Source organism: Belnapia moabensis DSM 16746, assembly GCF_000745835.1.
Lineage (GTDB): Bacteria > Pseudomonadota > Alphaproteobacteria > Acetobacterales > Acetobacteraceae > Belnapia > Belnapia moabensis.
In genome coordinates, this window is the sequence record NZ_JQKB01000024.1 from 1 (window position 1) to 26,081 (window position 26,081).

The following is a 26,081-nucleotide window of genomic DNA, read 5'->3' on the forward strand; positions in this document are numbered from 1 at the left end:
CCAGACCCCGGCTGCTTCGGTCGGTAGACCGGGCGCGAGCGCCATTCGACAGCACGGGCAGACATCGGGGCGGTGGGCGACCCTCTCGGACACATCGTCGCTCAAGGGCCGGCTGTGGCCCTCATGGCCCGGCTTGGCGCCTCCAGGCTTGGCATGCTCGCGCCGCTCCTTCCGGTCCGTGGACGGCGGCTTGGAGGATGTGCGCGAGGTCTTCTCCGGCCGCTGCAGCCGCAGCACCAGCTCGATCAGCTCCGCCTTGCTCAGGTGCTCAAGCTCGTCCCGCCCCATCTGGGGATCGAATCAGCCAACCCGCTCCTGCGCAAGGGGGGTGGGTAATTACTGCGCCGGGGCAAGACCTACGGGACCATTCTCGTCGACCTGGAGAGGCGTCGCGTTGTCGACCTGCTGCCGGACCGGAGCGCCCCGACGCTGGCCGAATGGCTTCGACACCACCGCGGGGTTCACGCCGTTGCCCGCGACCGCTCGACCGAGTACGCCCATAGGGAGTTCGTCCGCTTCCTTAATGCCGTCGAACGCGCGGTCCCGGTCGGCAAGGTGATCCATGCCATCGTCGACAACTATGGCACCCATAAACAACCGAAGGTACGGCAATGGCTAGCCGATCACCCCCGCTGGGTTTTCCACTGCACGCCAACCTCGGCATCCTGGATCAACGCCGTCGGGGGCTTCTTCTCCACCATCACCCGCAGGCGCATCGGACGCGGCGTCTTCAAATCCGTACCCGATCTGCAAGACGCCATCGCCCGCACCATCCGTGACCACAACAGGGCCGCCAAGCCCTTCGTCTGGACCAAGCCCGCCGACACCATCCTCGGCAAGCTGGCCAGGCTCCCTGCACCATCCGTTTGAGTCACTGCACTAGTGATGCATCCACGCCGCCGTTGCCTCGGCGAAGCCACTCCAGCTGGGTAGCGACAGCTGCGCGGCCTCATCCCAAAGCTGAGCTGCCTGATGGTTGTCCATTACCCGTATGATCGCCGCCTTGAGCGCCTCCACCGTCAGGGCGCTGAGCCTGATCTGACCCAAGGGCGGAAGTTCATGTACTGATGGAACGTCCCCGCCCACGATAACAGGAATGCCGAGGTCAAGACCCTCGATGGGCGGCAAGCCATAGCCTTCCGCCTCGCTGAGGTACAGCATCGCGCGGGCGTTCGCCAGCAAGGCGGCCACCTCCGCATCGGAGGCATACGGCAGATACTGGATGCCTGGGGCATGCGCCGCGGCGGCGTCTGCCACGGCCCGCGCCTGCGCTTGCGCTCCGGCTTGCGTAAAGGCGCCGCCAATTACCACCAACTCGGCGGGCACACCTGCCGTCCGCAACTGCGCGAACGCGGCCACGATCCGGTCCTGATGCTTGCGGCCATCAATGGAGCCGATCGCCACGAACAAACGTCGATCCGGCCGAAACTTCTGTCGCGCCAGGCCAGCGTCGCCCTCGTCGCTGCGGCGCAAACCATCGGCTCCAAGGGGCAGCACGACGCCCATCAGATCCGTCTGACGCAGAATCCGATGACTGTAGACCTCCTGGATCGCCTGGCTGATGAAGGCGAGACGACCGGCCATCGTCAGGCTCGTGAGATAGGGCATCAACTCATGGGTCCGCTCCAACCACATCAGATCGGGTCGCAACCAGGGGATGAAGTCATAGACCAGAAATCTGGCATGCTCCGGCTGGCGCTCCAGCAGATCCCGATAGAAGCGGCACCGGGACGGGTTGAAGAAGAGTTCAGGCACCAGAATCCGGTCATATCCCGCGAGGTCGATGGGCTGTTTTGCGCCCGCAGCGATCGCTGCCTCGACCAGCGGCTTGATCTCGCCGACCGACAGTGCGACGTGGCCGGCCCGGCGGTCGGTCAACAGATCCACCGCATTGGGAGGCAGCGGCACCAAGCCACCGCGTTCGGCGTCAAAGCGGCACGGCAGAAGTGGCCGCGGGCCTGGCCAGTGTTGCAGCACGGCCCGCACCACCCGTTGAATCCCGGTGCGGATGGGATTGCCGGCCAGTTCACTGACATCGGCCACGATCGGCGTTGTCGGCATGGTCACATCCTCAGCCCAGACCCAGGCCAGCCAGCAATGCCGCCACATACCGGTCCGCCGAATGGTCTACCACATAGGCAGCGCGCGCGCCCTCGTTGCGGTCTGCCAGCAGCCCGGCTTCCGCGATGTCGGCGAGCCTCTCAGCAATCAGCACGGCGGACACATTGTCGGGCACCCGCCAACATAGGGCAGCCGGCGCCTCCAAGGCGTCGGCCAAATCGTCATTGGCGACAACCGGAACCCCGGCGGTGAGGCAATCCATCACCGCGACGGAGATGCTGCCAATCCTATGCATGCACAACTGCACGGCAGCATCAGCGGCCTGTAACCAACTTCGCCATGTGGGATCATCGGCGCTGCCGTGAAACCGCACCCCATCCGCTAGGCCCAGCTCCCGTGCCAAGGCCTCGAGCTCCTGTTGCAGCGGGGCTGAGACGGCGCCCACAAAGGCCAGGATGGCCGGGATCTTCCAGCGCCGCAGCAGGCTGAGCGCCCAGATCAGCTCGTGGGGCGCCGTGTCGGGTGTGACAAAGCCGAAGGTCACCATCACCCAGGCCTCGGGTGGGAGATGCAGACGGGCGCGGGCGGCAGCCCGGGCGCCCAGCTGCAACGAGCCAGGGTCGGGCAGCCGCATCGCCGCGAAGGGCAGATAGCCGATCTCGGCGCCGTAGGCTCGGCCAACTAGGTCGCAGGATCTGCGCGAGTGCATGAAGGTTTGCGACGACGCCTGCACAATCTCAGACAGCAAATAGGTCGGCAATGTGCGCACGTGGTGCAGCCAACCCTCGATCTCGCCCGGCGCCACGGATCGATCCAGCTCCTGTTCCGCCACGGCGCGGGCCCGCTCATAACCCAGCAACTCAACATAGAAACGCACCATGCGGGCGTCGTGCGCGATGCAGGCTCCGCCATACTCGAGCAGCTGGTGGAAAATCTTGAGGTGAAAATGCGAGTTGCCCATCACGGCAACCACAGCGTCATAATCGCCGGACAAATGGGCTAAGGGGCTGAGCCGTTCCACTCTGACGGAGGCGGGCAGGAGGGGCGCCTCAGCTTCGGTGTACACCGTGACCTGCGCGCGCTCCGCCAGCGGGCCCAGGATCACCTGCGTGTAGTTGGCAACCCCGCTGCGGTCCGGCGGCACCGGCGACAGCATGGCAATGCTGGCCAGGGCACCCCGCTGAATGGCGGGGGCGGCCGGCTCCGCAGCCAAGGCGACCCAAAATGTGGCGGCGACCTCGGCCTCGGTAAAGCGTCGCCACAGGCCCGCCTGGCGGCCGGCGAGCGCTGTGCGCACGGCGTTGTCAAAGGTCACACGCTCCATCAGCACTTGCAGGCGTTCCGTATCGTCGGGCGCAAACAGCGCCTCGGCGTCCTCCACCAACTCGGCCTGCGCGCCGCAATTGGCCGCCAGCACCGGACATCCATTGGCGCCGGCCTCGATCACCGGGATGGAGAATCCTTCCGCGCGCGAGGGCGCGATGGTGGCGAAGGCGGCCGTATAGGCCGCCTGAAGCTCCGCATCGGTCAGGTGGGGCAAAAACTCGAGAAGCTCCGGTTGGCCACCGTGGCGAGCGTGCAGCGCCCGCAAGGGCTGCTGTTGATCAGCCGGGTAGCCGCCCGCCACCAGCAGCGGTATGGCCGCCCGCTGGAGCGCGGCGCTGGACGCATGCGCCACAATCGGCGCCTCAACATTCTTGCGCGGGTCAGGCCCCGCAACCGCGAGCAAATGCGCCGGGGTGACGGGCCGTTCCGCCGCTGCGAGCGGCAGCAAGCTGCCTCGCACCGCGACGCCGGTCACCACGCTGCGTCGGGACTTCGCGCCAGCGACGAGATCCTGCAACCGGCCCGCTGTTGTGTGGGAGATCGGCAAAAACAGGTCGTGGGATCCCAACCAAGCCAGACGGGAGTAATAATCGAGGCGATCCGGCTCGGCGCGCAGATAAAGATCAGGCAGGTCGTGCGGAATAAAATCGTAGATGATGGCGGCCCGCTTGTGGCCAGGACGGGTTAGTAAACGCGCCACCCAGAGCGGATCATGGGTCATCGGAGACAGGTTGATGAACCAGCCGCCAACACCCAGACTCGATGCCGCATAGGCGTTGGACACCAACCGATCAAACAGCGCGGCTGCGCGCGGCAGGGGTGGCGGCAGCTTGGGGTCCGTCACGCCGATCAGAGGCCCGGTCTCGGGGCCCGACGGACGATTTCTCAGCAAGCTTTCGGCATGCTGTCCAATACCGCGTTCACGGTAGGCGGGGTCTTGTAAGCAGCGCGCGTCCACGATCACGGCAGGTAGGGGCATGGCCACTACGAACCATGCATGGGATCAGTCGGCAAGCCGCTTTCCCACCTTAACTCCGTCGGGGCTCGGCGGTGAGACGGCCAGCACCAAGCCCACAGGGCGGCATGATCCGATCCTCGGCACCAGTGGCCGCGGCCCGCACGCCTGGGCGCCTCGGCTGCCGGCCTGACGAGTGTCGACGGAGCGGCAGACCCAAGGGCCGACTCACGCCAGGCTGGGGCCTGACCAACACGCATCCTATGGGGCTTGGTTGGCGTCCCTCATCGTCGCTGATGGGTCTCCGCCTGTAGCCAACCGATCATCTCACTAAGCCATGCCCCTGGCCGGGGGCGGGGGCGGAACCGGGTCCCCTGCTCAACCTTCCCGGACAGGTCAGGCCTCCAGCCATCCCCAGCCCTGCGGCCGTTCGGCCTCAAAGACCATGCCTGGTGATGCAACACCCTGACGCACAGCGCCCTCCGCATCAGTAGGTTGCAATAATATCGACTTGATAAAAACACGATGGAATGGAACCATATGGTTGAATATGATCCACTGGCAGAACGCCTAACCGCCGAGGCGACGACACGTGGCCCACCTAATCTCTGCCTCCGACCATGCCGTACCGGACGCCGCTCTTGAATCGGGGAGGCTGGGCGGTGTGCTGGTCGCCCACCTCGCCGTCCTCCTCATCCGCGCCTCGGCGGCGGCGATTTTACTGTCGCCGCTGCTGATCGCCTGGCTTCTTTGGTGACCAGGCCACCGCCAGCTGGGCACCACCGTGCTGGCAAAGGACCACCCAGTCAACGCGCAGCGCCAGCCAACTTTGCCAGCCGACACGCGCTCAAGCTCGCGGCGCACACGGCGGATCTCCGTTTGGCCAGCGGCCATCGCAGGCACTACCCCATGACCATTTCCGGTCGGAGTAGCAGGGCGTGATGACGGACCTCCTGAAAGCGGTAGCTTGCGTCGCCAGAATTGCAGGACTGATTGCTCAATGCCGGGCTCCTGGGACCGCTGTGACAATGGCCAACCGCTGCTCTCCAGCGACGGCGTCGTCGCTGGCCCGATTCCAGCAGCGTGGCCGCTGACGAGAGCGCCCCAGGTACCCGCGCTACCGGTGAGGCTGCCCACGGTTTAGTCACCCAATCGGTCCGGCTGACACGCCGGCCGGTTGCAAGCGGGGTCGGCGGCAGTGCTGTGGGTTGCGTCATGGACACACCGTGCCAGGCGTTGACCGCCACCGCGGAGGCGTGGCCAGCACCGATACAGCTGGGCTGGCCGCACTCAGGCCGGACATGGTCATGGTCCGTCGAGCCGCCAGGGTGGCAACGGCGCCATTGCGAAGCATCGTGCCGGCCGCGCTCCAGCGCCGCGCCGGATCATCGTGCAAGCGCTTCATCCCTTGCCTCCCTTCGGCAGTGGCGGCGGCGATAGCCACCAGCCACGGGTGAAGCCGCACCAATCCCGGTCACCCTGCGGGACGCCGCGCTGGCAGCTCTCCAGCAGGGCACCGAGGTCGTTCCAGCGCAGCGTCTCGGCTTGCGCCGGCGTCAACCGCCCGAGTGGCGTGGGCTGCGGCAGGCGCTGCCCGGCCCACCAGCCGCCGCCGGCCGCCAGCAGCACCAGCCCGGCCACCGCCAGCCGGCGGATCCAGGACACCTCGCGGGCTACGCGCGCCATTTGCAACCGGCACTCGGCCACGGCGGCACTGGCAGCGCGCCCGGCCGCCTCGCGGCCGATCCGGTCTGCCGCGGCGTGGAGGTCCTCAGCTGAGCGGGCAAGGCCCACCATGCTGGCGCGCAGCGGATCGCCCTCGTCCATCCCCGCTGCGTCGCAGAGCGCTGCAACCTGCTCAGCGGTCACGCCACTCACGGCAACAAGTCCAATGCTTCGGCCTCGGTGTGGCGCGCCTCAAAGCCGCGGAACCAGTCCCTGATTTGGAACCGCTCCACCGGGCCGAGGGGTTTGCCGCCATCGCTGCGTTTGCCCGCCATGGCGTCGCCAAGGCCGAGGCCAAGGCCACGGACCTTTTCCAAACAGGCGAGGTTGCGCACCGGTACTGGCAGCGCCCCGTCTTCCACCCAAGCAATGAAAGCCGGCTCGCGGCGCAGCGGGGCAAAGGCCGTCTCCGGGGTCTGCCCCCGCTTGACCACCGCCTCACTCAACACCAGGATCGTGTCGCCGCCGTCCAGCAGCCCAGCATCGCGCACCGACAACGCATGCGCCAAGTCGTCCGGATGCGGCCCGAGCATGTAGGCTGCCACCGCCTGCACCCCGCTCTCGTCGCAGAACCCGACCAAGTTCAGATCGCGGATAAACTCAGCCATGGCCCGATCCTGGCCGCCGCCGATGTCAACCAACAGCGAGACCGGACCTGGGTAATCAGCGAGCTCGCCCAAGACCTCGGCCATCATCTCGGCAAATTCTTCCGGTGACCCGCCAGCCGGCACCCGGGCATTCGGGTACAGTTTCGATAGCGACGGGTTGCGCACATCCGCATCGACCAGAATTACCTCTCGCCCAGCCTGCATGGCGCGCTGGGCAAGGGCGTCGAGGTATGTGGTTCCACCTAGCCGGCCGCGGCCGAAGCGCACCACAAGCTTCTTGCTGGGCGTCACTTGCCGGGTGACTCTTTGTTCGCTTGCCATCGTCGCCTCCTATGCTGGTCAGCAATCTGCCTAGTCAGTCCCGGCCATCTCACGTGCTGGTATGGGGGCCTCCGGTCAGCGGCTGCGCTCCCGCATTTCCCGGTCCAGTGCTGCCAGCCGCCGCTTGGCGGCGTCCTCGTCCCGCGCCAGCAGTCGCTGCATGCCGTTGCCGCTCCCAACCGGTGAGGGGTTGCGTCGCGTCGCCTGAGGCATGTCTTGCTGTGCCGATGACCGCGGTGCCGCCGCTTTGCGCTGGCGAAGTCGCTGCCACGCCATGCGTGCGGCACCTGCGGCTCGGCGACGTGCCCGGATACCATCTGGCCCCTCGGCTCCCCAGCCCTTGGGTGCCGTCATCAATCCGGCAGCAATGAAGCCCGCTGCCCAGCCATCCCAAGCAGCCCCATAGGTCCCGATCATCTCAGCGATCTCGTCCTCGCGTTCGGCCATCCAAGCGGACAGCTTGGACCGTCCGGATCCGCCGGCTCGGACATGCTCGCGCATGCGGTGCAGCAGGGGATCTGTGTCGTCAGCCGGCATAGCGCTGCCTCTTCGGCCCGCTTCGGCCTCGGGCGCACGATGATGCGCATGTGGCCGCGCACGCTTGCGCACGCCGGAAGCACGTAAAACCCACGTGCCGCGCACGCGTGCCGCACCGAAATGCGACAAGCTGCACGCGTGATGAGTTCCGACGCACGCGTGATGAGTTCCGACAGACCAAGTGATGCCTCGCAACACCCTGCAGCGGCACGGAAGGCCAGCGCCATAGGGCGGAGAGGGCGGAAAGAATCACCTGCGTCGCGCCGTCCTGGAGGCACTGATGATCACCACCCCGTGGCATCGCCTCGATCCCGAGACCGGCGCCAGCGGCCTTGGCGTGATGCACAGCGTCCAACACGGCACGCCTGTGTCGGCAGCGACCTGCTCGGAGATCCTCGTCACGGTGCGGGACCGCGCACGGCGCGGTGCGGTGGTTGCCATCGTCCGCCTCCGCGTTGGCGAGGAGGAGGTCTTCCTCGGCTCGCCCGCCGAGGCTGCTACCCGGATCCGCCAGGGACTGCATGACGCCTGGTCACGCCGGTCAAGCGCCCGGCGCCTGACGCAGCCCGGTGCTGGCCTTGGCGATGGGGCTGTTGTCCGGGCTGGCGACACTCTGGGTCCCGTGTGGCGGCTCGGCCTGCCGGGCGGCTCGGCCCGCCGCCTCGCGGTCACGCCAGACATCCACCTCGCGCTGCTGATCCTTACGGATCGCCGCCTTGGCCTTGTGGATTCTGCTGTCGGTCATCGAAGGCTCCCTGGGCGGGCCCTGGTCCTGGCGTGCCCGCTGCGCCTGCGCCGGCCCCTCCGGCACATCCTGATCCGGACCATGACCGGCCGCCGCCTGGGCGGCACCGCTGCGCAACACGGCCGCGATGGCGTCGCGGGTCGCTGCCAGCCCGTGTGTCCGGTGGTGATCATTCCAGTCGGTGCCCTGACCGGCGGCGTGCCGCTCCGTGTCCAGCGGCGGCGCGACCACCACGGCGTTGCCGACCGCCTCGGCGGCCGCCCTGGCCTTCTCCAGGCCGGCATTCGGCAGCGGCGCCGGCCGTGCCGGCAGGTGGTGGTCGTTGTCAGCAAAGAACACCAGCGCTCGGTCCGGCTCGATCTGGCGGATGGCCTCGGCAAGCGGCTTCAGGTTGCTGGTGTCGAGCGCCATGACCACGGGCAGGCCGGAGGCCGCCTGGGCGCTCCAGGCGGTGGCGAAACCCTCGGCGATGCCGAGCGGCGCACCCGGCTGCAGCGTGCCAATCAGGAAGCCGGTGCCGCTCTTCTGGGCGCCCTCCTGGTAGAGCTTATCGGTGCCCTCGCGCGGTGGTCGGGCCAGGATGGTCTGCATGTTCCGCAAGCGGCCGGCGGGGTCACGCAGCGGGATGACCAGGTTACCCAGCAGGTCCTCGCGCAGGCCGGGCGGGACCTCGATGATGCCCTTGCGGCGCAAATAGGCATTGGCCGGCGTCGCCGGGCGGGTGCCTTCCAACAGCCAAGCCGTGCGTTGTGCCGCGGCCGCCTCGCGGGCCTGCTGTGCGGCAAGGTTCGCCGCCCGGGCTGCCGCGGCCTGCTCGGCCAGGCGGCGGTGCTCCGCCGGCGAGAGCGGGACGGCAGCACCCGTGGCCTTCCAGGTCAGGCGGGTGCCGGCCTTGTAGTTCCAGACGATGCCGTTCGGCAGGCCGCTGTCGTAGAAGCCCATATAGGCGCCGGACTTCTGTCGGCCGCGGTTGCCCTCGACCGGCGCGTAGTGGCGCTGGCCATCCATGATGGGCAGGCCCTGCAGGCGAAGCCCAGCCGAGCGCAGAGCGTCGGCGAACTGCTGCTGCGCCTCGATCTCACTGAGCCCGATGCGGGTTCGTGGGCGTGCCGGGTGTGGCAGCCTGATATCGGATTCAGGTGTCGGCCGCGGTCCGGGTGCGGCGGCACCCTGCACCGCCTGGGCTGCGGCGCGCACTTCGTGCGCCGCTGCACCCAGCGTGAGCGCGAGCTGCCGCGCCGCCTGGGCTTGGTCGAGATTGTCCCGCAGCGTGGTCGGCGCCAGGCCCGACCGCTGGCGCGCCTCGGCGGCGCGCAGGTAGCGCTGCAGCATGCGGATGGACTGCCGGCTGTCCTGCACCGCGCTCGCCAGCAGCTGCCGCGCGGTCTCTTTCACCGGCTGGCGGGCAATGTTGCCGATCAGGTTGTCCCAAGCCTCGCGCTCGCGGTTGATCCAGTCCGTCGGTGCTGGCACGCCAGCCGGCCGCGCCTCGTCCACCTGGCGCAGTTCGGCGCCGGCGCTGCTCAGCAGCAGCGAGCGGACCCGGTGGCGGCTGGCGGCGACATAGTTCTTGAAGCCCTGCACCGCGCGCGAGCCACCCGGCAGGGCATGAATGTGCTCGTCCGAGGTCAGTCCTTGGCTGCTGTCAATCGTCTTGCAATCGCCATAGGCGATCTGCAGGCGGGTCGAGCCCCGCGCCCGTAGTGCCTCCCAGGCGATGAACCCCAACTTGCCGCCGGGCGTCACCATCTCCAGCCCGGCGCGGCGCTCAACCCGCTTGCCGCGGCGGACCGGCTCGTCCACCACCCGGCGCAGCGTCAGCACGGTGCCGTTGTTGCCGGCGATGGCGCTGCGCTCAACCCCTTGGGCGCCGCGGAACCGGGCATGGGTGCGCCGGTAGAGCCGGATGCGATCGCCGGCGGCGAGCGCCATCGGGTACTGCCGGCCAGCACCATCCAAGGCATCGACCACGATCAGGTCCGGCCCGACCTGGCCTGCCTCACGCCGTAGCGCGCGGATCGCCAGGCTGATCTCGTGCGCGTCGGCGTTGGTCGGCGCCGAGACCGTGACCCGGTAGTCGGCGTCGTGCCCCGCTCGGCCAGAGGCCGCCATGAACGCCTCGGCCGCGCGGCGGATGACCTCCTCTCGGCCACCGGGAACCAGCTCGGCGGTGCCATCCTCGCGCTTCATCCCGATCGCGCGGGTGACCGCGGCCAGCCGCTCGACCGGCCCGTCGCCGCGCTCACCGCGGAACAGGGCGGCGATCTGCTGCTCCCGCGCGGTTGCCTGCCGCATGATGGTGAGGATCTCGGGGATCTCGCGTGGCCCCAGCGCCTCGGCCAGCAGGGCGATGATCGGCCCGGCCTCGATGCTCTGGGCCTGCCGCTCGTCGCCGGTCAGGATCAGCTTGAAGCCGTGCCGCTGCTGCGCCCGTAGCAGGCCCAGCAACTCCCGCGTGCCGATCTGGCTGAATTCATCCACGATCACGACGGCGCCGGGCTGCATCGGCAGTGGCCGGTCCGCCCCCGCGCGTAGCCCGTCCAGGAAGGGCTTGATGGCAAATGTCCGCCGCAACTCGATGCCGGCCTCGGCCAGGCGGTTCGCCTGCTCCCAGGCCTGAGCCGTGCCCCAGACCTCGCGGCCCTGCTGCCGGTAGGCGGCGACCAGCGGTGGCAGGACCCGGGTGGTCTTGCCGCTGCCGCCGACGCCAATGAACACCGAGACGGCACCGCCGACGCCGACCTTGCCGATCGCCCGTTTTTGCTCGCGGCCGATCGCGGTGCTGAAGTCCTGCCCGGCGGTGACCGCCCGCAGCGTCTCCGGCGTGAGGGCAAAGCGCAGGTCCTGCGCCGCGGCCCGGACCAGGCGGATCACCTCCGCCTCCTGGTCGCGGTGTAGTCCGGTCGTGAGGCGGGCCTGCGGGTTACTGGTGCCGGCCGGCGCCAGCACCTCGGTCCAGCGACCCTGCTGCCGCACACCCTGGCTGGCCAGCCGCACCAGCACCCGATCGACATCCGCCGTCTCGGCTGCGCCGGAGGCGATCAGCCCGCGCGCGGCGGCGATGCGGGCGTCAGCGACCTTGACCACCGCCCGGGCATCCAGCTCGCGCTCCAGCACCGGCAGCGCGGCCCACCATCCGGCCTTGGCCCTTTCGGCGGCGTCCGCCTCGGGCTCGGCCGGCGCGGCGGTGATGACGGTCTCATGGCGAAAGCCGAGGCGGTCGGCTTGCGCTGCCCATGCGGCGAAGTCGGCCAGGTCGTCCCGCCGGGCGGCTCGCCCGAAGGCCTGGCCCTCCGGGGTGAGGGCGAAGTCCTTCGGCAGCTTGTGGTTCTGGGTGCCGGACTTGAGCAGCGCCACCTTGCGCTCGGCGTCCAGGCTATCCCAATCCAGCCCGGCCTCGGCGGCAAAGGCCCGCGCCGCGGCGGCGCCGTTCTGGCTGCGGTGCGAGAAGGCCTCGCATACCGCCGCGGGAATGGCCGGCAGGCGGGCGGTCAGGGTGCGCTCGCACAGCACGACCTCGACGCCGAGCCGGCGGAGGTGGGTCGCCAGCATCGCATGGTAGACGGCGCCGAACTCGTGGATCCGGCCGGCGAGGCCGTCACGGTTGACCGCCACCAGCCGGCCGCTCTCCGTCACCATGATGTTTGGCAGGATCGTGTGGGTGTGCAGCTGCGGGTCGCCCCGCACCCGATCGCCGGCCTGCACGGCATAGAGTTCGGTCCCGACCACCCCGGTCTGCGGGTCGGGCCGGGTGATCTCGACCGTCGGGCGGGCAGTGAAGTGCTCGATGGTGATCCAGGCCAGTCGGCCAGGCTCATGCCCGCCCTGGCGATGGCCGTCGCCGAACCCCGCACGCGCGGTCTCATGCTCGACATAGTGCAGGGCGTCGGTGACCGCGTCACGGTGCGCCTGCAGCAGCGACCAGCGCTCGGCATCAGTCGCGGCCATGGCCCAGGCAACCGAGAGGCTCTTGGGTGCTGAGAAGGTCAGGTCCAGGCCGGCGACGCGGTGCCGGACGGCGTGTCCTTCGGCATTCTCGTAAGTGCGAATGTTATGGTGCTGGTTGCTTTGGTGCCCGATCTCCTCCCCGTCCGCCCGCCGGCCGCCCAGCACCTGGGCCAGATGATCCGGCTCGAGTACGGCGTTCGGCCGGAGGCCGAGCGCCGCAGCAAGGGCAGGATCGAGGTCGGCGCGGACCAGTGGGATCGAACCCATGGCATCCGCCCGGTCTGTTGGCGGCGCCTGCCCCTGGGTGTAGTAGACCGCCTGCGCCATGCGCTCGGCGGCCAAGGTCTTTTCCAGCAGGTGCGCCGCAAAGGCGGCCGCCTCCTGCCGGGCACCGGGCGCGAAGGTGCGGTAGGTGCAGACCATGCCCGGCTAGCCCGGCAGTGGCCGCGGCCCCACCGCGGCCAGGATAGCCCGCACGTCCCCGCCCATGGTGGCGATCGCCGTCGCCATCTGCCGAATTGCCTCCTGCAACTCACCGCTCGCCTCGCGGGTGCAGGCCTCCAGGATGCGCTGCAGCACCTCCTGGTCGGCGCGGCGGGCGGCCACCAGCTCGCCGATCACCGCGGTCAGCGCGGCGACCGCCTGCTCCAGGGAGGCGAGCTCCCGGCGCTGCCCCGCCTGCTCGGTCCGTACCGCGTGGATCACGCCGACACCCTCCTCGAGCAGGCGGTGCAGGTCGTTCATGTGGCGTGCTCCAGGTCCTCGCCGGCAAAGCGCGTCTGGTAGTCGGTTTGGCCGAGGCGGGCGGCGATCTCGGGCCGGCAGAAGTCGATGGCGCTGAGGTGGCGGATGGGACGGTCGTTGGCGACGATGGTGATGCGCTCGTTGGCGCGCAGCTCTTGCAGCAGCTCGTGCGGCTTCATCAGCTCGCGCGCCAGCTCGCTTTCCTGGGCACTGTCGCCGCGCTGGCGGGAGGCCCATTCCAGCGGCCGCCCACTGCTGCCGGCGCTGTTGCTCCGACTCTCGGCCTTGGCGCCATAGGTGCCGAGCGTGGTGACGAGGTCCTTCGCGGTGGTGACGGTCTGCACCCGGGTATAGCTGCGGAAGCTGACGCCATCGAACCAGGCATCCCGCTGCGCCTTGCCCCAGACATCCTCGATCTGCCCCTCGCTCTGGTAGAACAGCTGCAGGGTGACCTTGGATTTGCGGCCCTGGTCGCGGGCCAGCTTGAGCGAGGGTTCGGGGCCGAGCAGCACCGCCTCGTCGATAAAGAAGCCAACCCGGCCGACCACCCTGCCTTGCTGGGCCAGCACGGCATCAAGCAGCCCGCCGATGAGGACGCGGGCCAGGCTCGGGGTGACCTGGAGAACCTCCTGCGGGATCTGCACGAAGATCGCATGCCGCCCCCGCACGATGTCGCGCATCCGCAGGGCGCCGCCGGAGACGAGGTTGGCATAGGCCTCGGTCGCCAGCCACTCGGTGTCGTCCATGGCATTGCCCACGGCACCACCCCAGGTCTCGTCCGGCAGGTCCATGACATTGGCCGCCATGCTGCGGGCCAGACCGGAGGAGGAGCGTTCGTACACACCACGCAGCCGGTCGCGCAGCCGCTCGCTCGGCACGTCGAGGCCGCAGCGAAGCTGGCGCAGGGTCTTGGCGGCGGCGGGGATATCGTCGCGGTGAACCAGGTCGGCCAGCAGGGCAAGGACGATGGCCCGGCCCCAGCGCTTAAAGCGGCCGGCATTGCCGCTGTCGTCCCTGGGCATCGGCCCGATCACCCGGCTGGCGACGCTGCGCAGCCGGCTGTCCGCCATCAGCCGGCCCTCGGGGGTTGCGAGGTCGATGGCGTCGAGCACGTTCGGCCCGGCGGCGCCGAGATCGAGTCGGAGGACGGTCTTGCCAGCCTCGGCGAGCGCCTGGCCCAGCTTGGCATGGAGCTCGCGGGCGGGGTCGAGGATGACTGCGCTCGGTCGCCAGTGCAGCAGGGTGGTGGTCAGGGTGGTGGACTTGTAGGTGCCGCCACCGCCAATGATCAGCGAGTGGGTGGTGCCGCGCTCGCAGTGGTCGAACATCAGCGGCCCGCGACCCTGGCTGCCCCAGGTGGTGGGGTCACGCGGGTCGAAGGTCAGGGCGTGCTGCGGCGTCAGGTCATCGCGGCTCCGCTCCCCCACCACCACACCGGCGATCTCGGGATGGGGGACCGGAGGGAACAGGCTGCTGATCCGCGCCTCCGCCATCCAGTCGGCCTGGCCGTGGTTGTTGCTGCTGGCCCGGCGGATCTGGCCGAGCCGCTGCCCGACGCCGCGCAGGCCGCCGAGGCTGCGCCAGCGCCAGCGCGCGACCAAGGTGGCGAGGCTGAGCAGCGGCACGGCGACAGCGCCGGCGCTGAGAACGAGGCCGAGGGTGACGGTGGTGTTGCGCCCGGCATGGGGCAGGTAGCGCCACCAGCCCCAGAGATAATCGGTGGCAGGCATCTGCGGATGACTCCACAGGCCGGTAACGGCGAGAAAGGCCGAAGAGGCGCCGGCGGTCCAGGCCGCGGCGATGATGGCGGTGCCGAGCGCGGCCTCGGCCAGGGCCTTGCGGGCGGTGCTCATGGCGCCCGCACGTCCTCGACATGCAGGCAGCGGTAGGGCACGCCCTCATTAGCCTCGTCCACTCGGGCGCAGTGCAGCACGACGTCGATATTGGCGTGGAGCATCGCCCGCAGCGTCGCCTCGTCCATCGCTGCCGAGTGCGGCGACTGGCGGATCATCGGGTGCAGGGCACGGAACAGTCCCTCGAAGCCTTGGTGGCGGTGTGCCGTGGCGATGGCGCCGCGCAGGCCGGTCTGCAGCGAGCGCAGCCAGGCCCAGGCCTCAGCATTGCGCAGCTCGCCGAACAGCACGCGATCGAGCCGCATGCGGAGCGCCATTTCGAGTGCCGCCTCGGCGCTGGGCAGGCCGATACCGGGGCGCTGTTCCTGGGCATAACGGATGGGTGCCCAGTTGCGCCGGTCGAGCTCCCATTCCGGCGTGCTTTCGAGGGTGCCAAGGCGCTCCCAGTCGGGGATCTCCTTGATCAGCGCCTCGGCCCCGGTGGTCTTGGACGAGCCGATGCTGCCGAGCAGGACGATATTGGCCCGGCCGCGGACCTTGGCGCGCAGCCAGGCGGCCCAACCCTCGGCCGGGTGGAACGGCGCGCCGCCATGGGTCGTGCCGCGGGTCCAGCGGAACCAGCCGCGGGCCGCCAGCCAGTCGAGGCTGGGATCGAAGCTCCTGGCCCGCTGGCGGATGGTCAGCTGGATCACCCCCTCTGGCATCATCGGCGGCAGGTTGACCGTGATGCGTTGGCCGTCCGGCAGGCGGGAGGAACAGGCCGGGGCGGCGCTGGACAGGTCCTGGTGGGTCATCCGGCCGGCCAAGCGGCCGAGCGCGTCGAGCCAGCGATAGGTCAGCCGCGCGTCGCCGTGCCAGGTCCAGCCCTGGTCGCCCTCGACCCCGAAGCTGCCAGGCTGGGTGACGACGATCTCGCGGGTGTCGTCGAGCGCCATGGCGGCGGCGAAGGGCTCGAGCAGGCGGCGCAGCGTCAGCACGCCGGGGATGGGGAGGGGGTCCATCATCGCGCTCCCGTCGGCGCGAGGCGGTAGGCATCGGCGAAGCTGATCGGCTGGTTGAGCATGAAGGCGATCTCCGTCCCGGCCGGCACGTCCACGGTGTTCTGGATGTTGAGGGTGTTGCGTAGCGTCGCAGCGAGCGCCGCATCGAGGCTGGCGGTGTTGAGGTTGACGTAAAAGTTGCCGCTGCCGCGGGTGAGCGAAGCCTGCAGCGCGGCGCTGGCAGCCTGGAAGGCACCCTGGGTGACCATCAGGGTGATGGCGCCGCCGAAGCGAGCCCAGAAATGGGTGTTGACCGTGCCCGGCATGCCGGCCCGGCCGGTGCCGTCGGCCACCACGGCGTCGCCGAGTGGCACCGGCACGCCCTGCGGGGTGAGGCCCCAGGCGGCGGCGGAGACGATGCGCTCCTGACCGGGTCCGACCTCGCTCTTGTAGGTGCCCCAGAGGCGACTGCCGCGCTCCATGAGGACCACGCCGGCAGGGGAGCGGATGGCCTCGGGCAGGATGCCGAAGAAGCTGCCGCCGCGCTCGCTGTTGATCGGCGCCGCCAGCACCAGGCGGTAGAGGCCGGGCGGCATGACGAAGGTCAGGTCGATTGCCGGGCCGGCGCGCAGGCCCGGCATCGCGCCTGCGGCAAAGGCGACGCTGGTCGCCTCCGGCCGACCGACGCCGGTGGCAAGACTCGCTGCGGCAGGCGCCCCGCTGGCCGAGGGGGGTGCTCCCCCAGGCGAGGGCGGGGGCTGAGCAGACTGACCGGTCTGCTGTGCCTTGGCAGCGAAGCTGGTGACGCGGCGCGGCCCCTGGGCATTGCCCTGCGGCAGCAGGGCATTGTTGGCGGGCATGACTGGCGCGGCCGGGCCCGGCTGCGGCAAGGCCATAACGGCCGGCTGCACGGCAGGCAGGGTGGGCTGGGTAATCGCGGCGCCGGGCGTGATGGTGTCCGCGCCGGCCTCGGTCTGCGACGGATTGACCGCGGGGCTCAACTCGCTCCGGAGCGCGAAGGCGACCACCGCTGCGCCGGTCACCAGCAGTCCGGCGACGCCGAGGCCGGAGCGGACCGGGCGCCCGAAGCGGCCGAGCCGGGTCGGGATGTCGCGCTCCTCCGCCATCAGCGCGGCGCCTCGCGGGCCAGGGCCGGGCGGCGGAGCACGCGCGCTACGTCGGGGCTGACGGTGCCGGTCTGGGCGACGCAGTCCGGCGGCAGCAGGTGGCGGTTGTAGACATGCACCACCGCCTGGCCGAGCCGCAGCCGGAACTGCGGCGCGACCGCTTGGAGGGTCACCGTCTCCGGGCCGCGCAGCACCGGAAAGACCGGCACCTCGGTCACTCCGTCGGCAGCGAGGCGGTAAAATGCGGGCAGCTCGCGGTTGCCGCGGAAGACGAAGACCGTCTCCTGGCCGTTGTCGGACACCGCGTCGGGGAGGATGCGCTGGCGGCCGGCATCGTTGGCCTCGGCCTCATACTGCCAGTTGCGGCAGGCGCCGCCGGCGAAGGCGTCGGTCTCGAGCCGGGCACGCATACCTGCGGTCTGCAGCGCCTCGGCCCGGGCTTGGCGCAGCGGCGCCTCGGCCTCCCACTGGGCGCGCCGGGCCTCGGCGGCTGCCCTGGCAGCGGCCTCGTGCTCGGCCCGCTCATCGTCTGGATAGGTGAAGGTCAACCCATAGGTGGCCTCTGGATCGTCGCAGGCCAGGCGGCCACAGGGCGGCACGCCGCGCGCCAGGGCTCCCAGCTGGTAGGCCCGCTGGCCCTTGGGCGAGCGGGTGATGATGGCGATGGCGGTGTAGCCGGGGCGGCGCGGGTAGAGGTAGACGATATTCTCGAGCGGGCTCTCCTGCACCTCCTGTGGGCTCGGCCCCTCCCAAGACTGCTCGGCACCGTCGCCGCCGTCGCCGATCATCACCCGGATCACCTCCTCGCCGGGGCGGAAGGTGATCACGGTGGGGCGGCCGATATTGCCGATGACCTGGACCCGGGCATGCGGGTGGTAGGGCACGATACGCATGTTGGGGTTGGGGCCGGCGACCGCCGGCGTATTCGGGTCACCCTGGGCCAGGGCCGAGGCGGCGAGAGCGGTGGCGACCATCAGGGCAGGGGCGATCGGGCGCATGGTCAGCACTCGGGCTTGCGGACGGGATCGGGGCCGCTGCGGCGGTCGCTGATCTGCAGGCCGCCGAGGTTGATGACCCGGTGCTCGTCGGCCATGCGCAGGTCGGGCCGCCAGCGGAAGGTCACCACCGTGGTCCAGGGCAGGCACTCGATGGGCCGGCCTGGCCGGGCAAAGACCTTGACGTAGCGCATGCCCCAGACCTGCGTGCCGTCGCGTGCGGCGGCGACCTGCTCATAGGTCACTCGGTCGGCGACCGAGACCGAGCCGTCGCGACCGTAGCGGGCGATCGGGCTGTCCGGGTTGGTCTGCTCGACTTCGCGGGCATGCACCGCCTGCTGCTGCGGCGTGAGGAAGAGCTGGCAGCGCCGGGCATTGAGCAGGTAGGTCGGGTAGAGGTAGGCCTCGCAATGGTCGAGCACCATGCGCAGGTGCTGCCGAACGGTGGCATCGGTGAACCGGGCGGCTGCTTCCAGCGGCCGCGGCAATTGGGCGAGCTCGCCGGTGCGCGGGTCGCGCTCGAGGAAGACCCGCTCCGGGCCGCCGGCGAGGGTCTGCGCCAGGACCACCATGCCGGTGATGCCGAGCAGGCCGACCAGGGCGCCAATGCCGCCGACCCAGAGCCCGGTGCGGCGGATGGCGCGGTTGGTCTCGGCGATGGCGGCGGCGCGGTCCTGCCCGGCGGCGACATGCGCGTCTCGGTCGGCTGCCAGGACGGGATCGCCCACGGCCCGACGGGCGAGGAACTGAACGGCGCTCATCGCGCGGCGGTCCTGGCAGGCACCGCCGGGAGATCGTTCACCGTCGTGGGCCAGCGGTCGGCATTAAGGCGGAACACCTGGCCGTCGGGCTTCGGCAGGGCCGCGGGCCCGGTGCTGCAGGCGGTGAGGACAAAGACGGCGACAAGGGCGATGACGAGACGCATGGCGGTGTCCCTCCGACTATCCGAGCGACTGGCCGGGCGGCGTGGACCGGGGCACGGGGTGCGGCACCGGCAGTAGCTGCGGCGCGCCGGGCGAGGTCAGATCCGGCGTGCCAGCGTGCGGCGAAAGCTGCGGCGGTGCCGTTGATGGGCTACCAAAGCTCGGCAGGCGGCTAAAGGTCATCTGGCCGAAGCCGGTGAAGCCATGCGCCCAGGTGGCGGCGAGACCCGGAAGCTGCTTGGCCAACCAGGCCAGCAGGCCGAAGACGATGCCGGACAAAAGCAGACGCCCGACATTGGTGATCTCGTTCTGAAGGTTGGCCGCCACCAAACCCAGGATGCGCCTAATAGCCTCAAGGAGCACTGCCAGTACGGCGATGAGCAGGATCTGCAGCAGGACGTTGGCAAGGGTCGAGCGGAGCCAGCCCCAGGCGAGGCCACGGGTCCAGGGGAATGCAAACAGGCCAACGCCGAGTGGCCAGAAGCCCACCAGCAGTGCCACCATGACGAAGGCGGTCAGCCAGATGAAGAAGGCCACCGCGACGCAGCCGAAGGCGAAGATCCAGTAGAAGACCACCAGGACGGCAAGCGCCCAGGCCTTTAGCGAGAAGGTCGGCAGCTTGTTGTAGACGTCGAGTCCAGCCGCCCAGGCACGAGCCAAGGCATCGTCGAAGAGATTAGCGCCAAGCTGTTGTCCCGCAATGACGCCTAGGAGTAGACGGCCGATTTCGTCGGATACTCCACTGAGCAGCAGGTTGCGCGCCTGTGGCCCAAGGCCGGCAGCTGTGGTCGCGGCATAAATGAAGATCGAACCCGAGATCATGATGGCGAGGCTGTCGCCGAACGGGTTGCCGTCTCCGCGCAACGTTGCCCAAATCATCCGGCCGACGGCATAGAGCACCACACCCGAGACCAGGATGGGCCGCATCCAGCCCTGCAGCGCAGCTACCATGGCGTCGACGGCCTGGATGATCGGTGGCCCAATTCCATCAAACAGCATGGCGAAAATGGGAAGATCCATTTTACGTCCTCCCGGGCGGTCGGGGAGACCGAAGCTGCGGACTGGGCTGTTGCGCACGCTGCTCGGCGCGTCGCTCGGCTTCTTGGGCCTCGCGGTCGGCCGCCTCAGCTTCTGGGCACCACAGCCGCGGCATGGTTGGTGGTATACGGCTGCAGGTTATGAGGTGCCGCCTGCGCTCTTCCGGGCGGTCAAGCCAGTACTTCAGCGAGGTGGGTGGCGTCCGATCGCCCAAATTCCGGGTCACTTCACGCGACGCGGCGATGCCGGCCCCCTCAAAAGCTGCCTTGCAGCGATCGTCATGCTCGGCCGGCCCTGGATGCTCGCGGCAAAGATCGAGAATGCGATTGCGCGGTCCGGGGTTGTCGGCGAACCAGGTTGCCGACGGGGACGGGGACTGTGCTGCGGCTGGCAACGCGGCGATTGCCAGGACCGTGAGAGTGAGCCCGCTCGGGATCATCGGGCATAGCCCCGGGCGCGGAGCCGCTGCAGCTCCTCGTCGATGCTCTGCTGCAGGCGCTCAGTACCCTGCTGCTCGCGCATGGCGATCTGCTGCTGGCCAAAGGTCTGCACCGCGATCGCCTGGACCAGCTGGTTGCTGGACTGCGCGTTGGCGGCCGTGAGCTGGGCGGTCAGGGCCTCGCGCTCGGCGGGCGTGCGCGCCGCGGCGATCTGCGCCTGTAGGGCGGTGATTTGCGGCGCCCGATCGGCCGCCGAGGTGTAGAGCTGCATCGAGGCGGCCTGGGTGCCGGCGGCCCCGTTGCGGAACCGCTCCATGGCGCCGCAGATCCAGGCACCGCTGTTGCACTGGTAGACCGCGAGGTTCTGGCTGTTGGTGGTGAACAGGTTGCCGATCTGGCCGATCATGCCCTGGGTGCCGCCGGAGCCATTCATCAGCGACTGCACGGCATAGGGGTTGATCGGCAGCGGATTGCTGATGCCGACCATCTGCAGAGCGCCCACTGCCGAGCCGAGGTCGCGGATGTTGGTGAAGGCTTGGTAGGTGGCGTTCGCCTGGGCGTAGATCGCCTGCAACTCGCGCAGATGGTTGGCATATTCGGCCAACTGCTTGCCAAAGCGCAGCGCTTCCTGCACCTCGGTCGGGCAGGTCACGCAGGCCACCGCGACCTGCGCCTCCGCCCGACCAGGGACGAGGCAGAGCGCCGCGGTGGCAGCGCTGGCGAGGATGAGGCGCTTCATGACATCTCCTCCTGGGAAAGGCGCTGCCGCTCCCGGCTATGCCGGGCGGCGATGGCCTTGCGGCGGCGGTGGAACTCGGCCTGGAAGCGGATCGGGTCGGCTCGGTCTGCCTCCGCCATGCCGTCGATCGCCTCGAGGTTGGCCTCCGAGACGGAGAGGATGGCGAGGGCATCATCAAGCCCGGCCAGCGGCACGCACTGGATGCTGCTGTGGATACCCTTGTGCAGCAGAAAGGCGCCGGTACCCTTTTGCAGGCCCATCAGCGCGTCGAACTCACCGTCGGTCAGCGAGAGCGCGCGGTAGTCCTCCCGCCGGGCTTTCGGGTTCGAGAAGTGCATTTGGTTGGGGAACTGCTCGACCAGCGCCGCGCCCATGCCGGCCCGCACCGGATCGCCGGGCGACTGCGTGATGAAGACCAGCACGCCGTTCTTGCTGCGGATGGTCCGGCTGATCTTCTCCATCGCCGGCGCGAAGACCGTGCTCTCCAGCAACACGTACCAGCCCTCGTCCACGGTAATCAGCAGCGGGCTGCCGTCGAGGCGCTGCTCGACCCGGAAGAACAGGGTGAACATCGCCGGCCCGCGGGCCCGCTCGTTGGCCAACAGCCGGGTCGTGTCGAACCCGTTGATGTCGCGGCTCATATCGACGCGATCAACTGGGGCATCGAGCACCCAACCGAGTTCCTCGCCCCAGCACCACTTGCGCAGCCGGGCCCCGGCGCCGTCCGGGTGGTTGCCGAGAAAGGCCTGCACCTCGCGGATCCAACGGTGCTCCGGCGGGTTGTCCATGACGGTCTCGATACCGAGCGCCAGCCGGTACTCCTCCTCTGGCGTGATCGCGTACTCGCCCCCCTGCAGGATGCAGCCGCGCAGCAGGGTGTTGAGGAACTCGCGGCTGCGCGGCGTATTCGCCAGCGCCTTCATCGGCGCGAAGGCCGGCTCGCCGTCGCCTAGGATGCTGTAGGACCCACCCATGGCCAGGGTGAGGGCATTCCAGCCGCGCTTATGATCGAGGCCGATCCAGCCGCCGCCGCGCTCCCAGACCCGGGCGACGGTGCATAGTAGCAGAAAGCCCATGGTGCCGGTCTTGCCCGAGCCGGTCCAGCCAGTGATCAGAGTATTGCCCACCGCGCTGTCGCCGGTGCCGTCATACCAATGATAGTTGTAGGGCGTTCCTCCAGGCGAGACGGTGATGGCGATCGGCTCGCCCCAGCGGCTCAGCGCCGGGCCGCGGGCATAGCCGAGCAGGGGGTTGAAGCCTGCGAAGTTGAGGCTGGTGATCGCGCCGGACCGCGGGTGCAGCCGGTCGTTGCCGGGCAGCATGGAGAGCCACGCCCCCATTAAAGCCCGGCTCTCGCGGGCCACGGTGCAGCCGGTCGAGCCGAGCAGCTTCCAGGCGGCGTTGACCACGTCGGAGAGCGGGTTGCTGTCGGGCCGGCCGATGGCGGCCTGCACCGCGCCGTCGAATACGTCGAGGGCATAGGCGGGCAGGCCGGTGCGGGCTACCGCCTCCTGGGCCCGGGCGAGGAGGCGGTCGTACAGGGCCGAGCCGGTGCCGGCGCGGTCGGCGAAGACGCAGAGTGTCATGGCGTGCTCGCCCATGACGAAGTCGCCCGATTGCAACTGGTCGGCGGCCAGCGAGAGGCCGGCGATCTGGCTGGCCGCCTTGTCGTTGGCCCAGACCATCTTGTTTTGCTTGCGGGTGATCACCGCCTGACCCTCGGCCGGCTCCATAAAGCGGAAGCTGTGCACCAGCGAGAACCGGAAGGGCGCAGCCAGCAGGCCGTTCAGGATGCCTGGGTAGGTCCGGGCGGGGTACTCCTTGAAGGTTACAACGGCAGCGTAGGTGGTGCTACCGGGGCTGCGGATTTCGAGGTGCTCGTGGTGCAGCACAACGTCCTCGGCCAGCGCGATGTCGCCGGGGCGCCCGCGGGTCATGCCGATCGGTCGCCAGAGGCCGGTGGCGATGAGTGCCGCGGCCTCCAGCATCTCGTCGAACACCTGTCGGCCGCCCGGTACGACGCGCTCGACCAAGCCGAGGCGGCGCAGGCCGTAGTCGGCCAGCGACGTCTGCAGCAGCGTGCAGGCGCGCTCCAGCAGGTCGAGGCGCTCCTGGATGGTCTGCTCGGTGCCGGAGCCACCCGTGCCGGTTCCAGCGGCGCGGTACTCCATAGTGATAAAGAGCCGGTTGTCGTACAGCCGCCGATCCAGCAGCCGGTCGCGGTAGGCATGCAGCACATCCTCGATGAAGGGGATGGTGCAGCGCTGGTGCGGCCAAGTGGTCGGGTCGGCGTGGCTGCGGATCAGGGTCACTTTGAGGACCAAGCGGCTGTCGCGGAGGTTGCGCAGCACTGTGTTGATGTCGGCATGGCAGCGGCGGACGCTGGCCTGGTCGGCGGTGTCGCCCTGCAGCCCGTCTGCCTCGAAAGCGGCGTAGACATGGCCACCGCGCAGCAGGCGAGCAGCTGGGGACAAGGTGTCCTCGATTGGCACCCAATAGGCGAGCTCGGCGCGGGGCTTACGCATCCGACTGATCCTGCAGTGCACAGAGCGGCCGGCCAGACGGAAGGGACCACAGAACGCCGTCGGCAACAGCGGCCTTGGTGTCCAGCCATACCCGCCACTCGCGGAAGAAGTTCGGGTTCCGGTTGCTGACCGCTCGCAGCGGCAGGTAGGCGAGGCCGCCGAGCAGCCAGTAGAGCGGGTGGCCGAGATACATGCCGCCGATGCCGGTGCCGAAGACCAGCAGGTACCAGGCCTCCATCGGCAGGCCCATACGCATGGCCGGTCTGGTGCAGGCGAGGAACAGCGTGTCGCGTCCCGGGCCGACCATGGTCAGACCGCCTGCATGTAGGAGGTGATCAGGAAGGAGGCGAGCCAGGCCATCAGCTCGCTGGCGAAGGCAACGAAGCCGACGCGTGGCGGCAGCAACTGGGCAGCGGCAGCGAGGAAGCAGCAGATCACCGCCAGGGTGATCAGGCTGACGCCCCAGCCGCCGCGGATGAAAGTCAGGACGCCGAGAATGAAGGACTGCATGGCAGTGCTCCTGTTAGCGGCCGTAGGTCAGCGTCCGCCCCGAGACCGTTCGGCCGAGGGAGAGGGTTGGGGGACGAGGCGGGGGCGGATTGAGGGGCAGCGTCGCGGCTGGCGCCGGAGCCTGCGCGGCGTTGCTGACGCTCGCAGCGAGGACGCGAGCGACATAACCATTGGTGAAGCCGCGCTGCGGGTGGCCGGTGTTGTAGCCACTGAAGCTGGTGAGCACGCGTGCCCCGGCGGCGATGTTGCGGCAGGGGTCGAAGGCGTCCTCGATCGAGAGGCCGAGCCAGCCGAGATTGCGGCTGTTGATCTGCATCAGGCCGAGGTCGATGGAGCGGCCCTCGCGGAGCAGGGCATGAGCGCGTTCGATTGCCTCGTGCCGGGTCGTGGGCAGGATGGCGCCACCGCCTGCGCCATTGGCACGGATGGCGAGAATGCGCTGGCCGCTCTCAGCGCGTGCAATGGCGGCCACGGTCTCAGGCGCGACACTGGGAGCGCAGGCTGTGGCCAGCGCGTGGATGGCAGCGAGGGTGAGGGTAGGGCTCACTGCTGTAACTCGCTGCTGGCCAGGGCAAGCGAACGCTTGCAATGGAGCCGGCACGACCTTGCTGCGCGGGCGACGCTGTCGCGGCTTGTCGTGCAGGATTTCGAGCGACGGGTCTGGGTGCCTATGCGCCACAACCTGACCGCACTCCGCCCAGCCCTGAAGGACGGTGGTGTCGTCATTCTGCCAAGCAGCGCCGGCCATTCCTGCGTTACCTTTGCGGACAGCGACGCAATCTGACATCCCGCTTGTGCCGCAGCCGACACAGTTTGAAATGGCAACGGATACAAGGGCGTTGGCCGGCTAACCATCGAGCCGGATCCTTGTGACCCGCACCAGTTCGCCCCAGCGCGCCGTCTCGGCACGCACAAAGGCGGCGAAGTCACCTGCAGTCCCAGGCGTGGGTACCGCGCCGAACTCCGCGAAGCGGTCCACCAGAACTGGGTCGCGCAGGCCGACTTGGATCGCTGCATTGATCGCCTCGACAAGCCGTGCCGGCGTGGCGGCAGGCGCGACCAGCCCACCCCAGCCGACCACCTCAAAGCCGGGACTGACCGTTTCGGCGACCGTCGGCGTCTCCGGCCAGCCCGGCAGCCGCTGCGCCGTGGTGACCGCCAGCAGCCGCACCCGGCCAGCGCGTGCCTGCGGCAGCGCGCTCGCAGCGGAGTCCACCATCAGCGGCAGCACCCCAGCCACCAGGTCAGCCATTGCCGGGCCACTGCCGCGATAGGCCACGTGTTCCAGGGCGAGACCAAGCCGGCGCGCCAATAGCTCGGCCGAGAGGTGTGACGTTGTGGCAGGCCCAGCCGAGGCGTAGCGCGTACCTGGGTTGGCCCGCAGCCAGGTCACCAGGTCTGGCAAGGTTCGCGCCGCCACCGAGGGGTGGACAACCACTGCCTGTGCACCAGCAAACACCCCTGCCACAGGGGTCAAATCGCGGTCCGGGTCGTAGGGCAGTTGCGGCAGCAGGGTGGGGTTGACTGCCAGCGTGCTCATCGCCCCGATGCCAAGCATGTGCCCGTCCGGCGTGGCGCGGACCACTGCTTCCGTGCCCGGCACGCCGACGCCCCCGGCTTTGTTCTCAAACATCAATGGATAGGGCAGTCGCCGCGTCAGCACCTCGCCCAGGATGCGCGGCATCACATCCATGGATTGTCCGGGCGGAAAAGGCACCACGACCCGCACGGTGCGGACGGGCCACACAGCGCCCGCCTGAACGGGGCTTGGCCGTAGCAGCGACGTGGTTGCCAGCGCTGCACTGAGCAGCCCTCGTCTGGGGAGGTGATCGGGCATGACTACCCCTCCGCTTCCCGCGGTCTGTAGTCTGTTCAATCTGATGGACGCCAGGGCGTCGAGTTGTAAGCTTACACCCCCATAAGTCGGATGGTAGTGCTTTTACATACTCATACCCCTATTAGTTGTATTTCGGAACATCGA

The 26,081-nt window shown here is 69.2% G+C and carries 21 protein-coding genes and 3 pseudogenes; 3 read left to right on the forward strand and 21 right to left on the reverse strand.

Annotated features, from left to right (window positions below; translation table 11 throughout):
• Positions 1–288: pseudogene (locus EP26_RS36270) on the reverse strand (IS66 family transposase); the annotation flags it as partial.
• Between the two features lie 54 nt (positions 289–342).
• Here EP26_RS36270 and EP26_RS36815 point away from each other — a divergent pair.
• Together EP26_RS36815 and EP26_RS33240 are read left to right on the forward strand one after the other, a co-directional pair.
• Positions 343–498: pseudogene (locus EP26_RS36815) on the forward strand (transposase); the annotation flags it as partial.
• Positions 490–870: pseudogene (locus tag EP26_RS33240) on the forward strand (transposase); the annotation flags it as partial. The pseudogenes EP26_RS36815 and EP26_RS33240, both read left to right, overlap by 9 nt.
• Before the next feature lie 9 nt (positions 871–879).
• Here the strand turns inward: EP26_RS33240 and EP26_RS16080 are convergent.
• Together EP26_RS16080 and EP26_RS16085 are read right to left on the reverse strand one after the other, a co-directional pair.
• Positions 880–2,061, reverse strand: coding sequence for a glycosyltransferase (locus EP26_RS16080; RefSeq protein WP_169747416.1), 1,182 nt, complete (start codon positions 2,059–2,061; stop codon positions 880–882).
• Positions 2,062–2,071: 10 nt separating this feature from the next.
• The gene (locus EP26_RS16085) at positions 2,072–4,351 is read right to left on the reverse strand and encodes a glycosyltransferase (protein WP_169747417.1); all 2,280 of its coding nucleotides are present in this window, start codon (positions 4,349–4,351) and stop codon (positions 2,072–2,074) included.
• A gap of 583 nt (positions 4,352–4,934) precedes the next feature.
• Here EP26_RS16085 and EP26_RS34885 point away from each other — a divergent pair.
• Positions 4,935–5,099: a hypothetical protein gene (locus EP26_RS34885; RefSeq protein WP_157033570.1), complete on the forward strand. Its 165-nt coding sequence runs from the start codon at positions 4,935–4,937 to the stop codon at positions 5,097–5,099.
• A gap of 644 nt (positions 5,100–5,743) precedes the next feature.
• Here EP26_RS34885 and EP26_RS16090 read toward each other — a convergent pair.
• The 18 genes from EP26_RS16090 to EP26_RS16170 form a co-directional block, all read right to left on the reverse strand.
• A complete protein-coding gene (locus EP26_RS16090; RefSeq protein WP_157033571.1) occupies positions 5,744–6,220 on the reverse strand; it encodes a hypothetical protein in 477 nt (158 codons plus the stop codon).
• Complete coding sequence (locus tag EP26_RS16095; RefSeq protein WP_043339911.1) at positions 6,217–6,996, reverse strand: hypothetical protein; 780 nt, start codon at positions 6,994–6,996, stop codon at positions 6,217–6,219. The genes EP26_RS16090 and EP26_RS16095 overlap by 4 nt, the downstream gene beginning before the upstream one ends.
• Positions 6,997–7,071: 75 nt before the next feature.
• Positions 7,072–7,533 carry a hypothetical protein gene (locus tag EP26_RS34890; protein WP_157033572.1) on the reverse strand — a complete coding sequence of 154 codons (462 nt, stop codon included), beginning with the start codon at positions 7,531–7,533 and terminating at the stop codon, positions 7,072–7,074.
• A gap of 541 nt (positions 7,534–8,074) precedes the next feature.
• Positions 8,075–12,649, reverse strand: a complete 4,575-nt coding sequence (mobF, locus tag EP26_RS32050; protein ID WP_052389258.1) for a MobF family relaxase — start codon at positions 12,647–12,649, stop codon at positions 8,075–8,077.
• A 6-nt stretch (positions 12,650–12,655) separates the two neighbouring features.
• On the reverse strand, positions 12,656–12,970 hold the full coding sequence (locus EP26_RS16105) for a hypothetical protein (protein WP_043339913.1): 315 nt from the start codon (positions 12,968–12,970) through the stop codon (positions 12,656–12,658).
• The gene (locus EP26_RS16110; RefSeq protein WP_043339914.1) at positions 12,967–14,823 is read right to left on the reverse strand and encodes a type IV secretory system conjugative DNA transfer family protein; all 1,857 of its coding nucleotides are present in this window, start codon (positions 14,821–14,823) and stop codon (positions 12,967–12,969) included. Before EP26_RS16110 ends, EP26_RS16105 begins: the two co-directional genes overlap by 4 nt.
• Entirely contained in the window at positions 14,820–15,824 is a 1,005-nt protein-coding gene (locus EP26_RS16115; RefSeq protein WP_043339917.1) for an ATPase, T2SS/T4P/T4SS family, read from the reverse strand. Before EP26_RS16115 ends, EP26_RS16110 begins: the two co-directional genes overlap by 4 nt.
• Positions 15,824–16,930, reverse strand: coding sequence for a TrbI/VirB10 family protein (locus EP26_RS16120; protein WP_043339919.1), 1,107 nt, complete (start codon positions 16,928–16,930; stop codon positions 15,824–15,826). The genes EP26_RS16115 and EP26_RS16120 overlap by 1 nt, the downstream gene beginning before the upstream one ends.
• On the reverse strand, positions 16,930–17,928 hold the full coding sequence (locus EP26_RS32055) for a TrbG/VirB9 family P-type conjugative transfer protein (protein ID WP_157033573.1): 999 nt from the start codon (positions 17,926–17,928) through the stop codon (positions 16,930–16,932). The genes EP26_RS16120 and EP26_RS32055 overlap by 1 nt, the downstream gene beginning before the upstream one ends.
• A gap of 2 nt (positions 17,929–17,930) precedes the next feature.
• Complete coding sequence (locus EP26_RS16130; protein ID WP_043339921.1) at positions 17,931–18,686, reverse strand: VirB8/TrbF family protein; 756 nt, start codon at positions 18,684–18,686, stop codon at positions 17,931–17,933.
• On the reverse strand, positions 18,683–18,850 hold the full coding sequence (locus tag EP26_RS34895; RefSeq protein WP_157033574.1) for a hypothetical protein: 168 nt from the start codon (positions 18,848–18,850) through the stop codon (positions 18,683–18,685). The genes EP26_RS16130 and EP26_RS34895 overlap by 4 nt, the downstream gene beginning before the upstream one ends.
• 16 nt (positions 18,851–18,866) lie before the next feature.
• Positions 18,867–19,925, reverse strand: a complete 1,059-nt coding sequence (locus EP26_RS16135; protein WP_157033575.1) for a type IV secretion system protein — start codon at positions 19,923–19,925, stop codon at positions 18,867–18,869.
• A 396-nt stretch (positions 19,926–20,321) separates the two neighbouring features.
• Entirely contained in the window at positions 20,322–21,065 is a 744-nt protein-coding gene (locus tag EP26_RS16140; protein WP_043339925.1) for a type IV secretion system protein, read from the reverse strand.
• Positions 21,062–23,590, reverse strand: a complete 2,529-nt coding sequence (locus EP26_RS16145) for a VirB4 family type IV secretion/conjugal transfer ATPase (RefSeq protein WP_043339928.1) — start codon at positions 23,588–23,590, stop codon at positions 21,062–21,064. The genes EP26_RS16140 and EP26_RS16145 overlap by 4 nt, the downstream gene beginning before the upstream one ends.
• Positions 23,583–23,897 (reverse strand): type IV secretion system protein VirB3, encoded by a 315-nt coding sequence (locus EP26_RS16150; protein ID WP_052389260.1) that lies wholly within the window; start codon positions 23,895–23,897, stop codon positions 23,583–23,585. The genes EP26_RS16145 and EP26_RS16150 overlap by 8 nt, the downstream gene beginning before the upstream one ends.
• A gap of 2 nt (positions 23,898–23,899) precedes the next feature.
• Positions 23,900–24,100, reverse strand: a complete 201-nt coding sequence (locus EP26_RS16155; RefSeq protein WP_043339931.1) for a hypothetical protein — start codon at positions 24,098–24,100, stop codon at positions 23,900–23,902.
• A gap of 13 nt (positions 24,101–24,113) precedes the next feature.
• Positions 24,114–24,647: a lytic transglycosylase domain-containing protein gene (locus tag EP26_RS33245; RefSeq protein WP_157033576.1), complete on the reverse strand. Its 534-nt coding sequence runs from the start codon at positions 24,645–24,647 to the stop codon at positions 24,114–24,116.
• Positions 24,648–24,947: 300 nt separating this feature from the next.
• Positions 24,948–25,784, reverse strand: a complete 837-nt coding sequence (locus tag EP26_RS16170) for a Bug family tripartite tricarboxylate transporter substrate binding protein (protein ID WP_169747418.1) — start codon at positions 25,782–25,784, stop codon at positions 24,948–24,950.
• Positions 25,785–26,081 lie beyond the last annotated feature (297 nt).

What these genes read in the sequence shown, in the direction of transcription:
- EP26_RS16105 (WP_043339913.1), bottom strand. Translation starts at nt 12,970, where the DNA reads ATGAACGACCTGCACCGCCTGCTCGAGGAGGGTGTCGGCGTGATCCAC.
- EP26_RS16155 (WP_043339931.1), bottom strand. Translation starts at nt 24,100, where the DNA reads ATGCAGTCCTTCATTCTCGGCGTCCTGACTTTCATCCGCGGCGGCTGG.
- EP26_RS16130 (WP_043339921.1), bottom strand. Translation starts at nt 18,686, where the DNA reads ATGAGCGCCGTTCAGTTCCTCGCCCGTCGGGCCGTGGGCGATCCCGTC.
- EP26_RS16095 (WP_043339911.1), bottom strand. Translation starts at nt 6,996, where the DNA reads ATGGCAAGCGAACAAAGAGTCACCCGGCAAGTGACGCCCAGCAAGAAG.
- mobF (WP_052389258.1), bottom strand. Translation starts at nt 12,649, where the DNA reads ATGGTCTGCACCTACCGCACCTTCGCGCCCGGTGCCCGGCAGGAGGCG.
- EP26_RS32055 (WP_157033573.1), bottom strand. Translation starts at nt 17,928, where the DNA reads ATGCGCCCGATCGCCCCTGCCCTGATGGTCGCCACCGCTCTCGCCGCC.
- EP26_RS16145 (WP_043339928.1), bottom strand. Translation starts at nt 23,590, where the DNA reads ATGCGTAAGCCCCGCGCCGAGCTCGCCTATTGGGTGCCAATCGAGGAC.
- EP26_RS16140 (WP_043339925.1), bottom strand. Translation starts at nt 21,065, where the DNA reads ATGAAGCGCCTCATCCTCGCCAGCGCTGCCACCGCGGCGCTCTGCCTC.
- EP26_RS34890 (WP_157033572.1), bottom strand. Translation starts at nt 7,533, where the DNA reads ATGCCGGCTGACGACACAGATCCCCTGCTGCACCGCATGCGCGAGCAT.
- EP26_RS16110 (WP_043339914.1), bottom strand. Translation starts at nt 14,823, where the DNA reads ATGAGCACCGCCCGCAAGGCCCTGGCCGAGGCCGCGCTCGGCACCGCC.
- EP26_RS16080 (WP_169747416.1), bottom strand. Translation starts at nt 2,061, where the DNA reads ATGCCGACAACGCCGATCGTGGCCGATGTCAGTGAACTGGCCGGCAAT.
- EP26_RS34895 (WP_157033574.1), bottom strand. Translation starts at nt 18,850, where the DNA reads ATGCGTCTCGTCATCGCCCTTGTCGCCGTCTTTGTCCTCACCGCCTGC.
- EP26_RS16150 (WP_052389260.1), bottom strand. Translation starts at nt 23,897, where the DNA reads ATGGTCGGCCCGGGACGCGACACGCTGTTCCTCGCCTGCACCAGACCG.
- EP26_RS16170 (WP_169747418.1), bottom strand. Translation starts at nt 25,784, where the DNA reads ATGCCGCGCATCCTGGGCGAGGTGCTGACGCGGCGACTGCCCTATCCA.
- EP26_RS16120 (WP_043339919.1), bottom strand. Translation starts at nt 16,930, where the DNA reads ATGGCGGAGGAGCGCGACATCCCGACCCGGCTCGGCCGCTTCGGGCGC.
- EP26_RS16115 (WP_043339917.1), bottom strand. Translation starts at nt 15,824, where the DNA reads ATGGACCCCCTCCCCATCCCCGGCGTGCTGACGCTGCGCCGCCTGCTC.